The organism is Pseudoalteromonas sp. B131b, assembly GCF_037162545.1.
GTDB classification, from domain to species: Bacteria; Pseudomonadota; Gammaproteobacteria; order Enterobacterales; family Alteromonadaceae; genus Pseudoalteromonas; species Pseudoalteromonas fuliginea.
In genome coordinates, this window is record NZ_JARLUZ010000001.1 from 2,846,255 (window position 1) to 2,859,842 (window position 13,588).

General features: G+C 40.4%; 9 protein-coding genes and 1 pseudogene. 5 read left to right on the forward strand and 5 right to left on the reverse strand.

The window, feature by feature from the left end:
* Nucleotide 1: 1 nt before the first annotated feature.
* The 5 genes from yfaE to ubiG form a co-directional block, all read right to left on the reverse strand.
* On the reverse strand, nucleotides 2-274 hold the full coding sequence (gene yfaE / locus P4S65_RS13135) for a class I ribonucleotide reductase maintenance protein YfaE (protein WP_008139206.1): 273 nt from the start codon (nucleotides 272-274) through the stop codon (nucleotides 2-4).
* Nucleotides 274-1,404, reverse strand: a complete 1,131-nt coding sequence (gene nrdB, locus P4S65_RS13140) for a class Ia ribonucleoside-diphosphate reductase subunit beta (protein WP_007376605.1) — start codon at nucleotides 1,402-1,404, stop codon at nucleotides 274-276. The genes yfaE and nrdB overlap by 1 nt, the downstream gene beginning before the upstream one ends.
* A 65-nt stretch (nucleotides 1,405-1,469) precedes the next feature.
* A complete protein-coding gene (gene nrdA / locus P4S65_RS13145) occupies nucleotides 1,470-3,752 on the reverse strand; it encodes a class 1a ribonucleoside-diphosphate reductase subunit alpha (RefSeq protein ID WP_337120330.1) in 2,283 nt (760 codons plus the stop codon).
* 412 nt (nucleotides 3,753-4,164) lie between these two features.
* A complete protein-coding gene (locus tag P4S65_RS13150; protein WP_337120760.1) occupies nucleotides 4,165-4,815 on the reverse strand; it encodes an HAD-IA family hydrolase in 651 nt (216 codons plus the stop codon).
* Between the two features lie 28 nt (nucleotides 4,816-4,843).
* A complete protein-coding gene (gene ubiG / locus P4S65_RS13155) occupies nucleotides 4,844-5,554 on the reverse strand; it encodes a bifunctional 2-polyprenyl-6-hydroxyphenol methylase/3-demethylubiquinol 3-O-methyltransferase UbiG (RefSeq protein WP_007376602.1) in 711 nt (236 codons plus the stop codon).
* 176 nt (nucleotides 5,555-5,730) lie between these two features.
* Between ubiG and gyrA the strand changes: the two are divergent.
* The 5 genes and pseudogenes from gyrA (at nucleotide 5,731) to rpsA (ending at nucleotide 13,529) form a co-directional block, all read left to right on the forward strand.
* A pseudogene (gene gyrA / locus P4S65_RS13160) lies at nucleotides 5,731-8,431 on the forward strand (DNA gyrase subunit A).
* A gap of 158 nt (nucleotides 8,432-8,589) precedes the next feature.
* Entirely contained in the window at nucleotides 8,590-9,672 is a 1,083-nt protein-coding gene (gene serC, locus P4S65_RS13165; protein WP_337120331.1) for a 3-phosphoserine/phosphohydroxythreonine transaminase, read from the forward strand.
* Nucleotides 9,672-10,949 carry a 3-phosphoshikimate 1-carboxyvinyltransferase gene (gene aroA, locus P4S65_RS13170; RefSeq protein ID WP_337120332.1) on the forward strand — a complete coding sequence of 426 codons (1,278 nt, stop codon included), beginning with the start codon at nucleotides 9,672-9,674 and terminating at the stop codon, nucleotides 10,947-10,949. Before serC ends, aroA begins: the two co-directional genes overlap by 1 nt.
* Nucleotides 10,950-11,055: 106 nt before the next feature.
* Nucleotides 11,056-11,766, forward strand: coding sequence for a (d)CMP kinase (gene cmk / locus P4S65_RS13175; RefSeq protein WP_007376598.1), 711 nt, complete (start codon nucleotides 11,056-11,058; stop codon nucleotides 11,764-11,766).
* Between the two features lie 95 nt (nucleotides 11,767-11,861).
* Complete coding sequence (gene rpsA, locus P4S65_RS13180; protein ID WP_002961176.1) at nucleotides 11,862-13,529, forward strand: 30S ribosomal protein S1; 1,668 nt, start codon at nucleotides 11,862-11,864, stop codon at nucleotides 13,527-13,529.
* Nucleotides 13,530-13,588: the final 59 nt, after the last annotated feature.

Sequence of the window (13,588 nt, forward strand, 5' to 3'; positions counted from 1 at the left end):
ATTACTTTAAATTAATACTTATATCGCCATTGGGTTTACAGCAGCACAACAATATTTCGCCTTCTCGCACAAACGCAAGTGGCTCTTCGTTATACTCAACACTGCCAGACACTAAAGTAGCTCTGCAAGCTCCACAGTAGCCTTCACGGCATTGGAATGCGACGTCTATTTTCATGGATTCTAAGCAGTGTAAAAGAGAAGGGCAGCCAGTATTAAATTCTATACACTGGCTGTTTTCTGCAAGCGTTATGCTTGCAGTAGACTTGTCACTCATTATAAATCAAAATCACCAAATTCTGATGCATCAACTTGAGAGTCAATTTGACCAACAAGGTATGAGCTTATTTCTGCTTCTTGTGGTGCTACTTGTACATTATCAGACACGAGCCATGAGTTGATCCATGGAATAGGGTTACTGTTGTTTTCAAACTGTGCAGGTAAGCCAATCGCAGTCATACGGGCGTTGGTGATGTATTCAACGTACTGACATAAAATATGTTTATTTAAACCAATCATTGAGCCATCTTTAAACAGGTATTCTGCCCATTCTTTTTCTTGCTCTGCGGCTTCAACAAACATTTTAATTGCTTCGTCTCGGCACTGAGCGGCAACAATCGCCATTTCTGGGTCGTCTTTACCGTCTTGCATAATATTTAAAATATGCTGAGTACCCGAAAGATGCAGTGCTTCATCGCGCGCAATAAGCTTGATGATTTTAGCGTTACCTTCCATCAGTTCACGCTCAGCAAACGCAAACGAACATGCAAAGCTTACGTAAAAACGAATCGCCTCTAAAATATTTACCGACATCATTGCAAGGTAAAGTTTCTTTTTAAGCTCAAATAAATTCACGATAACGGTTTTACCGTTAATTTCGTGTTTGCCTTCACCGTATAAATTGTAAAGTGATACAGAGTTAATTAGGTCATCGTAATATTTTGTTACCGCATCAGCACGTTCGCTAATTTTATCGTTGCTAACAATGTCATCAAAAATAAGCTCAGGTGCTTGTGTTACGTTACGGATAATATGCGTGTATGAGCGGCTGTGAATTGTTTCACTGAACGCCCATGTTTCTATCCATGTTTCAAGCTCTGGTAGCGATACAATTGGAAGTAGAGCCACGTTTGGCGAACGACCTTGTACACTATCAAGCAGTGTTTGGTATTTTAAGTTGCTTAAAAATATATGCTTTTCGTGATCTGGTAATGCCTGAAAGTCTAAACGGTCTTTACTTACATCTACTTCCTCAGGACGCCAAAAGAAAGACAGTTGCTTTTCAATTAGCTTTTCAAAAATTGGGTATTTTTGTTGGTCGTAACGAGATACGTTTACAGTTTGGCCAAAAAACATTGGCTCTTGCATTTGGTTATTATGGTTTCGGCTAAAAGTAGTATAAGACATGTTTATCACTCAAAAAACTATCAGAAAAAGCGGGCTAAATGCCCGCTTAAAATAAAAATCAGCAGTTATATTTTACACGCGCCGCCTTCACAATCGTCATCTTCCACTTCTGGAGCATCTTCTTGTGAATCTGAGGCGCCATCGCGAGTATTGTGGTAATACAAGGTTTTAACACCTAGTTTGTACGCGCTTAGTAAGTCTTTTAATAAGACTTGCATAGGTACTTTACCGCCTTCGAACTTGTTTGGATCATAATTTGTATTTGCAGAAATTGTTTGGTCAACAAATTTTTGCATTATGCCAACAAGCTGTAAGTAACCATCGTTTGATGGGATATCCCATAATAACTCATAGTTATTTTTTAAGCGTTCATACTCAGGAACTACTTGTTTTAAAATACCATCTTTGCTTGCTTTAACACTAATATGTCCACGTGGTGGCTCAATACCGTTAGTTGCGTTAGAGATTTGCGACGATGTTTCTGATGGCATTAATGCACTTAGTGTTGAGTTACGCATGCCGTGCTCTTTAATGTTTGCACGTAATGTATCCCAATCAAGATGAAGTGGTTCATCACAAATCTTATCTAAATCACGTTTGTACGTATCAGTTGGCATAATGCCTTGAGAGTACGTTGTTTCGTTAAACTTAGGACATGCACCACGCTCTTTAGCAAGCTCATTAGATGCTTTCATCAAGTAGTATTGAATCGCTTCAAATGTTTTGTGAGTCAGGGCGTTCGCGCTGCCATCTGAATAACGTTTACCGTTTTTAGCTAGGTAGTATGCGTAGTTAATTACACCTATTCCTAACGTACGGCGTCCCATAGTTGCATTTTTAGCAGCCGGTACAGGGTAGTCTTGGAAATCAAGTAAGTTATCAAGTGCACGTACAGCAAGCTCAGCTAATTCTTCAAGCTCATCAAGTGATTCTATTGCACCTAAGTTAAACGCAGAAAGTGTACAAAGGGCAATTTCGCCTTCTTCGTCATTTACGTTATTAAGTGGCTTAGTTGGCAATGCAATTTCTAAACATAAGTTAGATTGGCGAATAGGCGCAACTTTAGCAATGAACGGGCTGTGTGTATTACAGTGATCCACATTTTGTAAGTAAATACGACCAGTACTTGCACGTTCTTGGGCAAACATAGAGAAAAGCTCAATGGCTTTGATACGCTTTTTACGGATAGACTCGTCTTGTTCGTATTTGACGTAAAGCGCATCAAATTCTGCTTGGTCTTCAAAAAATGCATCATAAAGGCCAGGCACATCTGATGGGCTAAATAACGTAATGTAATCGTCTTTAATTAAACGAGAATACATTAATTTATTAAATTGTACGCCGTAATCTAGGTGACGAACACGGTTGTCCTCTACACCACGATTATTTTTAAGTACCAGTAGGTTTTCTACTTCTAGGTGCCAAAGCGGGTAGAACAATGTTGCAGCGCCGCCACGTACACCACCTTGCGAACAACTTTTAACCGCTGTTTGAAAGTGCTTATAAAAAGGAATACAACCAGTGTGATACGCTTCGCCATTACGAATATGGCTACCTAGCGCACGAATTCGACCTGCGTTAATACCAATACCCGCACGTTGTGAAACGTACTTAACAATAGCTGATGATGTTGCATTGATTGAATCGAGGCTGTCGCCACATTCAATTAATACACATGAGCTAAATTGACGAGTAGGGGTACGAACACCAGCCATTATTGGTGTAGGCAATGAAATCTTAAATAACGATACCGCATCATAAAAACGTTTAATGTAATTAGTACGCGTTTCACGTGGGTAGTCAGCAAATAAACTTGCCGCTACTAAAATATATAAAAACTGTGCGCTTTCGTAAATTTCACCTGTTACACGGTTTTGAACGAGGTACTTACCTTCAAGCTGTTTTACAGCAGCGTAGCTGAAGTTAAGATCGCGAGAATGATCAAGGTACGCATCAAGCTCATCTAACTCTTGCTCTGTATAATCTACTAATAAGTGAGCATCATAGCGTTTGTCTTCAACCATTTTAGTTACATGATCAAATAAACGTGGTGGCTCAAATTGGCCATAGGCTTTTTTACGTAGGTGGAATACAGCTAAACGCGCTGATAAATACTGGTAATCTGGCGATTCTTTTGAAATCTGATCTGCAGCTGCTTTAATAATGGTTTCGTGAATATCTTTGGTACGAATACCATCGTAAAATTGAATGTGTGATTTTAATTCAACTTGCGAAACCGAAACGTTATTTAAACCTTCGGCGGCCCATTCAATAACGCGATGGATCTTATCAAGATCAAGCGGCTCTTTACGCCCGTCACGTTTGCTTACAGATAACTGTTGGTTCATAGCTTTGCCTGTATTCCTTGGGGATTATGTATTTTGACCAATGTTTACACCTCAAATTAGCAAGGTGTAGTGCTCATTTATTATAGGTTTCACCAAATTAGTGAATTTAATTGAATAACATTTGGCCACAATATCTGGTGTTGTTCAATTTAGAGATCACAAGATAGTGTGGTCTGCATTGTTTTGCAAGGGACATAATTGCCCCTGTTTGTGGATAACTTTGGGATAACGCATTTGTGTTAGTAGACACTCACCTTCGAACAATCATTTAAGTTGAAATATGCAAAAATCAACTAATGATCTGCTAAATTTACGCATTTTAAAAATAAATTTTGACTGCTTTTTTTATCAGCAAGCTTTGCCTAAAAACTAACACAATCACAATATATAGTGTTTATTAATTAACATAGCACTATATATGGTTAAAACCATCAATTGGACTTAGCCAGTTTAAATTGGCTTTCCAGCTTAATGCCTCATCTTCACTGGGAATGTAACCCCAAAGTGCAGTCGCGGTATGCATACCTGCTGCTTTGCCTGCTTGTATGTCACGCTGTGCATCACCAATGTATAAACAACGCTTTGGCTGTACTTGCATAAGCTTTGCACAATGTAGCAGTGGTAAAGGTGATGGCTTAGCCTCTGCTAAAGTGTCACCACTTATTACTACACTGGCATTTTTTAAAGCAGGAATAGCTGCAACTAAAGGATCGGTTAAAAACCCTGGTTTGTTAGTCATGATCCCCCATTTGATCTTTTTCTGATCTAGGGCGATAAGTAACGATTCAACTCCGCTGAAGCAGCGTGTGTGATTTGCTATGTTTGCAGCGTACTCGTCAACTAATTGCTTTATAAGCTCGTTTTGGGGTTGTTTGTCCCATAACGCTTTAAAACCAGCCTCTAATAATGCGCCAGCGCCGTTAGATGCCGCAGGACGGTATATATCACTACTAACAGGCTCTATTTTATTGCTAATAAGCACCGCGTTTAAAGCGGCACCTAAATCATCAGCAGTGTCGAGTAGGGTGCCGTCTAAATCAAATAAAAATGCATCGTACTCAATAAGGGGATGGGGGCTTGAGAGTTAGCCATTAAGCTAACTTCTCAAAATAAAGTATGTAATTTACGCTAACGTCGTTATTAAGCGTATATTGCTTTGATAGTGGGTTATAAGAAAGGCCTGTACTTGCACGAACTTTTAAACCCGCTTGCTCTGCCCATGCAATGAGCTGTGCAGGTTTTATAAACTTTTTATGGTCGTGTGTACCTTCAGGCACCATTTTTAAAAGCTTTTCAGCACCAACAATAGCGTATAAGTATGCTTTAGGTGTTTTGTTCAGGGTTGAAAAAAACACGTCTGCGCCTGGTTTGGCTAATGCGGCTACGGCATGAATGATAGATGCTGGGTCGGGAACGTGCTCAAGCATTTCCATACAGGTTATTACATCAAAGCGCTCTGGATTTTGTGAAGCAAACTCTTCTGCAGGCACTTTTATATAATCTACATTTACGCCAGTTTCTAAACTGTGCAACTTAGCAACAGTTAAAGGCTCTTGCCCCATGTCGATGCCAGTTACTTTTGCGCCCATGCGCGCCATGCTTTGGCTTAAAATACCGCCACCACAGCCAACGTCGAGTGTTTCTTTATCGAATAAACCTTGCGTTTTGTTTGCTATAAAGTCTAAACGTAACGGGTTAATTTCGTGAAGAGGTTTGAATTCTCCGTCTAGGTCCCACCAACGCTCGGCGATGGCTTCAAATTTTGCTATTTCTGCGTGATCTACATTTTGATGTTCGGTCATAAAATACTTCCTCGTCAATCTGAGGCCATTATATAGGGCTAAATTGGTAAATCGCAAAGTTTTGCGCCTGTAAATTAAAATTAATTGTGATAGCATGGCTGTTAGAAATAATAACAATACTCTTAATCCCCAATACCGGGTCGTTGAGAGCTGATACTGAAGGAATGTGATATCAAATGACTGATCTCGCCAATGAAATTCTGCCAGTCAATATTGAAGACGAGTTAAAAAACTCCTACTTAGATTACGCGATGAGCGTAATTGTAGGACGTGCATTACCAGACGTACGTGACGGCTTAAAACCTGTTCATCGCCGCGTTTTGTTTGCAATGAACGAGCTTAGTAATGACTGGAACAAGCCTTACAAAAAATCGGCCCGTGTGGTCGGTGACGTAATCGGTAAATACCACCCACACGGCGACAGTGCAGTTTATGACACGATAGTTCGTATGGCTCAGCCATTCTCACTACGTTATATGCTTGTAGATGGCCAAGGTAACTTCGGTTCGGTTGATGGCGATTCAGCTGCGGCAATGCGTTATACAGAAGTACGTATGGCAAAAATGTCGCATGAGCTATTAGCTGATCTTGAAAAAGAAACGGTTGATTTCGTTCCTAACTACGACGGCACAGAACAAATCCCTGACGTTTTACCAACAAAGGTCCCTAACTTATTAGTTAACGGATCATCAGGTATTGCGGTAGGTATGGCTACAAATATCCCACCACATAACTTAACAGAAGTTATTAATGGTTGTTTAGCGCTTATAATCAATCCTGAATTAACTATAACTGAGTTAATGGATTATATTCCGGGCCCAGATTTTCCAACCGCTGCAATTATCAACGGTAAGAAAGGTATTGAACAAGCATACCAAACTGGCCGTGGTAAAGTGTACATGCGTGCACGTGCTGAGATTGAAACGGATGAAAAAACAGGCCGTGAAACAATTATCGTTCACGAAATTCCTTATCAAGTTAACAAAGCACGCTTAATTGAAAAAATTGCTGAGCTTGTTAAAGATAAAAAAATTGAAGGCATTAGTGCACTACGTGATGAATCAGACAAAGACGGTATGCGTATCGTTATTGAGATCAAACGTGGTGACGTAGGCGAGGTTATTTTAAACAACTTGTATGCGCAGACTCAGTTACAAACTGTGTTTGGTATGAATATGGTTGCGTTAATTAACAACCAGCCTAAGTGTTTCAACTTAAAAGAAATGCTAGAAGAGTTTATTATTCACCGTCGTGAAGTAGTAACTCGTCGTACAGTATTTGATTTACGCAAAGCCCGCGATCGTGCACATATGCTAGAGGGTTTAGCTATTGCGCTTGCAAACATTGACCCTATTATCGAACTTATTCGTAAATCCCCTACACCTGCTGAAGCTAAAGTTGCTTTAACGGCACGTTCAGTGGGAATTAGGTAATGTAAAATCAATGCTTGAAAAAGCAGGCGAAGATAATGTTGCACGTCCAGATTGGCTAGCTGCTGATTTAGGTATTCGCGACGGTCAGTATTTTATTTCAGAGCAACAAGCCCAAGCAATCCTAGATTTACGCTTACACAAGCTAACAGGTCTTGAGCATGAAAAAATCCTGAGTGAATATCAAACACTATTAGATTTAATTGCTGAGCTTTTACATATTTTGGCAACGCCAGAGCGTTTAATGGAAGTTATTCGTGATGAGTTAGTTGAAATTAAAGCACAATACGGCGATGAACGTCGTACTGAAATTAATGCAGCGGCTCACGATATTAGCTTAGAAGATTTAATTACCGAAGAAGACGTTGTAGTAACGCTTTCTCACGAAGGTTATGTGAAATATCAGGCATTGTCTGATTACGAAGCACAACGCCGTGGTGGTAAAGGTAAATCAGCAACGAAGATGAAAGATGAAGATTTCATTGAACGTCTACTCGTTGCAAATACGCACGATACTATTTTATGTTTCTCTACGGCCGGGCGTTTATATTGGCTTAAAGTATATCAGTTACCACTGGCAAGTCGTGCAGCGCGCGGTAAGCCAATTGTTAACTTGTTACCACTTGAAGCTGATGAACGAATTACTGCTATATTGCCAGTACGCGAGTACGCAGAAGATAAATACATCTTTATGGCAACAGCATTTGGTACAGTTAAGAAAACACCATTAACGGCTTACAGTCGTCAACGTGCAAGCGGTATTATTGCTGTTAACTTAAATGAAGGCGATAGCCTGATTGGGGTTGATATTACCGATGGTAGCAACGAAATTATGTTGTTCACTGATGCAGGTAAAGTTGTACGTTTTAAAGAAGCTGAAGAAACAACGGTTGTTGATGAAAACGGTAATCCTGTATTAGACGAAGAAGGTAACCCTGAGATTCGTTTCAAAGGTGTTCGCCCTATGGGTCGTACTGCTACAGGTGTTCGTGGTATTAAAATGCCAGATGAGCAACGCGTAGTATCGTTAATTGTACCAAAAACTGACGGTGCTATTCTGACGGTAACTGAAAACGGTTACGGTAAGCGTACGCAACTTGAAGATTACCCATCGAAGAGTCGTGCAACACAGGGTGTTGTATCAATTAAGGTGAGTGAACGTAACGGTGCTGTTGTTGGTGCTGTGCAAGTTGACGACAACGATGAAATAATGATTATTTCAAATCGTGGTACCTTAGTACGAACTCGTGTTAATGAAGTTTCTACGGTTGGACGTAACACTCAAGGTGTTATTTTGATCAGAACTATTGACGAAGAGCAAGTAGTTGGTTTACAACGTATAGAAGAAATTGAAGTTACTCAAAGTGACTTGATTGATATTGAAGACGTTGAAACTGTAGATACGGTTATTGATGAAGTAGCGGATGATAATCCTCCTTCAGAATAATTGATATTGAAAAAGCGGCCTTGGCCGCTTTTTTTAATGTTGTTGAAAAAAATTAATAGAGTGTGAAATTATATTCATTCATTAAAATCGTAAGGTTGAGTGGATGGGGATTATACGTTCATGCTTAGTAGTTAAATTACTGGAATGAGGCAAAGGTAATGAGTAAATATAATTTTTGTGCGGGACCGGCTATGCTTCCGCAAGCGGTTATGAAAAAAGCGCAAAAAGAGTTTCTAGATTGGCAAGACTTGGGTGTTTCTGTAATGGAAATGAGCCATCGCAGCAAAGAGTTTTTAGCATTAACTGCAAAGTGTGAAGCGAGTCTTCGCCGCTTAATGAATATCAGTGATGAATTTGAAGTGTTGTTTATGCACGGTGGCGGTCGTGGCCAATTTAGTGCTGTTCCTTTAAATTTGCACCAAGAAGGCAAAACAGCGTTTTATTGCGAAAATGGCGTATGGTCGAAAAGCGCCAGAGATGAAGCTAATAAGTTCACTCAAACGTCTTTTACGGATGTACGTAACGATGCTGATGGTGAATTTTCAATTAAAGACGTTGCTGACTGGGAATTACCAGAAGATGCGGCGTACATTCATTATTGCCCTAACGAAACGGTAGATGGACTCGAGATTTTTGATGTACCGAGTCACCCAACTGCGCCGATTGTTGCTGATATGTCATCGACTATTTTGTCTCGCGAAATAGACGTGAACAAATTTGATTTAATTTACGCTGGTGCGCAAAAAAATATCGGTCCATCGGGTATTTCAATCGTTATTGTTCGTAAAACACTACTTGAGCGTGAAGGGTTAGCAAAGCCTGGTATTTTAGATTACGCCCTTGAAGCAAAACAGGGCAGCATGTTTAACACGCCACCTACTTTTGCATGGTATTTAGCTGCTGAAGTCTTCGAATGGTTAGAGAGAAATGGCGGCGTAAAAGCCATGGAAACACAAAATATTGCAAAAGCTGAGCTACTGTATAATTTTATTGATAATTCTGACTTTTACTCAAATATAGTCGCTAAGCATTGTCGTTCACGTATGAATGTTCCTTTTTGGCTAAACGATGAAAGCTTAAATGATCAGTTTGTAACTCAATCCAATGATGCGGGTTTACTTGCACTTGAAGGGCACCGAATTGTAGGCGGTATGCGTGCGAGTATTTATAACGCCATGCCACTTGAAGGTGTTCAAGCCCTAGTAGACTTTATGGCTGCCTTTGCTAAGGAGCACAGTTAATGGAACAGCTTCGTTTAGGACCAATTACAAAAGTAAATGGCACGGTAACCCTACCAGGCTCAAAGAGCTTATCGAATAGGATTTTGCTCTTAGCAGCACTGGCAAGCGGTACCACCGTTGTTGAAAATTTGCTTGATAGCGATGATATACGCCATATGTTAGGTGCCTTAAAATTATTAGGTGTGCATGTAACTTTAAATGATGAGCGAACAGTCGCGACAGTAAACGGCGTTGGTGGCGTATTTAAAACGCCTAGCGAGCCATTGTTTTTAGGGAATGCCGGCACTGCTTACAGACCTTTAACGGCTGTACTTGCTGCTGTTACTGGTGAGTATGAGTTAATAGGCGAGCCGCGCATGGAAGAGCGTCCAATAGGGCATTTAGTTGATGCTCTTCAAGCATTGGGTGGTGATGTTACTTATACTAAACACAAAGACTATCCACCACTTAAGATTATGGGTGGGCAAATTAAGGGCGGCTCAGTTGAAATTGACGGTAGTATTTCAAGTCAATTTTTAACTGCATTACTAATGGCTGCACCTTTGTTTAGTGGTGATACAAATATAACCATTAAAGGTACCTTGGTTTCTAAACCATATATTGATATTACGCTTGATGTAATGGCACGTTTTGGTGTTAATGTTGAACACAGTAATTATGCAACTTTTAAAGTTAAAGGTGGTCAACAGTATCAATCACTCGATCGAATTATGGTTGAAGGGGATGCGTCTTCTGCTTCTTACTTTGTTGCTGCAGCTGCGATAGCGGGTGGTGAAATTGAGATTAAAGGTGTAGGTGCTAAATCGGTTCAAGGTGATATAGGCTTTGCCAAAGTAATGGAGCAAGTAGGCGCGAAAATCGATTGGTATGATGAGCGTTTAGTTGTTCGCAAAGGCGAATTAAAAGGCGTAGATATTGACGCTAATGCAATTCCTGATGCAGCTATGACACTCGCAACAGTTGCTCTCTTTGCTAAAGGTCCAACTGCCATTCGTAACATTTATAACTGGCGAGTAAAAGAAACAGACCGTTTATATGCAATGGCAACTGAGCTTAGAAAAGTAGGTGCAGACGTTGTAGAAGGGCATGATTTTATAGAAATTACACCACCTGAACATTTCAATGATGTAGCAATAGATACCTACGACGATCACCGTATAGCCATGTGCTTTGCCATGGTTGCTGTTGGCGGGAAACCTATAACGATTAATGAACCAAAGTGTACTTATAAGACATTTCCTACATTTTTCAATGTTTTAGCGTCAGTCAGTGAATAGGGCTTTTATAACTAATTATAAAAAGTTACACACTAATAGCAGATATATTTTTATAAGTGGCGTATAATATGGCGGTTTATTTAGGTGTGCATTGCAGGAGGTTTAAATGCAGGCGTTATTAATGCCCGTGATCACCGTTGATGGCCCAAGTGGTTCAGGTAAAGGAACTGTTTGTCGCTTGTTAGCCGACAAGTTAGGGTGGGATGTATTAGATAGCGGTGCGATTTATCGCGTTTTATCTTTAGCTGCACTTCATCACCAAATAGCATTAGACAATGAAGAAGGGCTTGTCCCTCTTGCTGCAAATTTAGATGTGCAGTTTTTGGTAGATAGCCAAACTAATGCAGGAAAAGTTATTTTAGAAGGCGAAGATGTAACGACTACTATTCGTAATGAAGAAGTAGGCGCTGCGGCATCAAAGGTTGCAGCATTACCTCGCGTTCGTGAAGCATTATTACGTCGCCAGCGAGCGTTTCGTACTGAAAGTGGCTTAATTGCCGATGGTCGCGATATGGGGACTGTGGTTTTTCAAGATGCGCCGTTAAAAATTTATTTAACAGCAAGTGCAGAAGAGCGTGCTCGTAGGCGTTTTGTTGAGTTGAATACGCGCGGCCTTGATGTTACACTGAGTGGTCTATTACAGGACATTCAAGCTCGTGACGAGCGCGATATGAATCGTGCCGTTGCTCCGCTTGTGCCGGCAGACGATGCTATTGAACTCGATACTAGCGAACTCAATGCTCAGCAAGTATTTGATAAAGTTATGACTTTATTAGATGTTGCAATATCTGAAGGTAAGCTTCCTAAACGAAGCTAAACACATTTTATGCACCAGCAGGATGCCAGTGCTATTTTAACAACCCCATGCAGCATGGTTGCTTATTGGTATTAATATATGAGACGTATATTCGTATGTCAGAAAATTTTGCGCAGTTATTTGAAGAAAGCTTAAAGGGTTTTGAAGCAGAGCAAGGCTCTATTGTTAAAGGTACAGTAATCTCTATCGAGAATAACATTGTACTTGTAGATGCTGGTCTTAAATCAGAAAGTGCTATCCCTGCAGAGCAGTTCAAAAATGCTGCTGGTGAACTTGAAGTTGCTGTTGGCGACGAAGTAGATGTTGCACTAGATGCAATTGAAGACGGTTTCGGTGAAACTATCCTTTCTCGTGAGAAAGCGAAGCGTCACGAAGCGTGGATCCGTCTTGAGAAAGCATGTGAAGAGCAAGAAACTGTTACTGGTGTTATCAACGGTAAAGTTAAAGGCGGTTTCACAGTTGAAGTTGATTCAATCCGTGCTTTCCTACCTGGTTCACTTGTTGATGTTCGTCCAGTACGTGACACAACTCACCTTGAAGGCAAAGAGCTTGAATTTAAAGTAATCAAGCTTGATCAAAAACGTAACAACGTTGTTGTTTCACGTCGTGCAGTTATCGAATCTGAAAACTCACAAGAACGTGAAGAGCTTCTTGCTAACCTTGTTGAAGGTCAAGAAGTTAAAGGTATCGTTAAGAACCTTACTGACTACGGTGCATTCGTTGACCTTGGTGGTGTTGATGGTCTACTACACATTACTGATATGGCTTGGAAGCGTGTTAAACACCCTTCAGAAATCGTTAATGTTGGCGACGAAATCGCAGTTAAAGTTCTAAAATTCGACAAAGATAAAACTCGTGTATCTCTAGGCCTTAAACAGCTTGGTGAAGATCCATGGGCAGCTATCGCTGGTCGTTACCCAGAAGGTTCTAAACTTTCTGGTCGTGTTACTAACCTTACAGATTACGGCTGTTTCGTGGAAATCGAAGAAGGCGTTGAAGGTTTAGTACACGTTTCTGAAATGGATTGGACTAACAAGAACATCCATCCTTCAAAAGTTGTAAGCCTTGGCGACACTGTTGAAGTTATGGTTTTAGAAATTGACGAAGAACGTCGTCGTATTTCTCTTGGTCTTAAGCAATGTATTGCTAATCCTTGGCAGGAATTTGCTCGTCTACAGAACAAAGGCGATCAAGTTACTGGTAAGATCAAATCAATCACTGACTTCGGTATCTTTATCGGCCTTGACGGTGGTATTGACGGTCTTGTACACCTTTCAGATATTTCTTGGAATACACCTGGCGAAGAAGCTGTACGTGAATTCAAGAAAGGCGACGAAATCACTGCTATCGTATTGCAAGTTGACCCTGAGCGTGAACGTATCTCTCTAGGTGTTAAGCAAATCGAAGCTGACCCATTCAATAACTACCTTGATGCAAACAAAAAAGGTGCTATTGTTAAAGGTAAAGTGACTGAAGTTGATGCGAAAGGCGCAACTGTTGAACTTATCGAAGGCGTTGAAGGTTACATCCGTGTAGCTGATATCGCTCAAGAACGCGTTGAAGATGCAACTACTGTTGTTTCTGTAGGCGACGAAATTGAAGTTAAATACGTTGGTGTTGATCGTAAGAACCGCACTTTAAGCTTATCTGTAAAAGCTCTTTTCGAAGCAGAAGAGAAAGAAGTACTAGAGAAGCTTAAGAAAGAAGAGCCAGTGTTTGAAAACGCAATGGCAGCTGCTTTCGCAAATGCACAAAAAGACTAATATATAATTAGTTTTAGTTGGAAGGGCATTTTTTGCCCTTCCTATATTTCTTTTTAAGG

Excerpts from the sequence above, each read along its gene's own strand:
- yfaE (WP_008139206.1), bottom strand. The coding sequence starts at position 274 with ATGAGTGACAAGTCTACTGCAAGCATAACGCTTGCAGAAAACAGCCAG.
- nrdB (WP_007376605.1), bottom strand. The coding sequence starts at position 1,404 with ATGTCTTATACTACTTTTAGCCGAAACCATAATAACCAAATGCAAGAG.
- nrdA (WP_337120330.1), bottom strand. The coding sequence starts at position 3,752 with ATGAACCAACAGTTATCTGTAAGCAAACGTGACGGGCGTAAAGAGCCG.
- ubiG (WP_007376602.1), bottom strand. The coding sequence starts at position 5,554 with ATGACCGAACATCAAAATGTAGATCACGCAGAAATAGCAAAATTTGAA.
- serC (WP_337120331.1), top strand. The coding sequence starts at position 8,590 with ATGAGTAAATATAATTTTTGTGCGGGACCGGCTATGCTTCCGCAAGCG.
- aroA (WP_337120332.1), top strand. The coding sequence starts at position 9,672 with ATGGAACAGCTTCGTTTAGGACCAATTACAAAAGTAAATGGCACGGTA.
- cmk (WP_007376598.1), top strand. The coding sequence starts at position 11,056 with ATGCAGGCGTTATTAATGCCCGTGATCACCGTTGATGGCCCAAGTGGT.
- rpsA (WP_002961176.1), top strand. The coding sequence starts at position 11,862 with ATGTCAGAAAATTTTGCGCAGTTATTTGAAGAAAGCTTAAAGGGTTTT.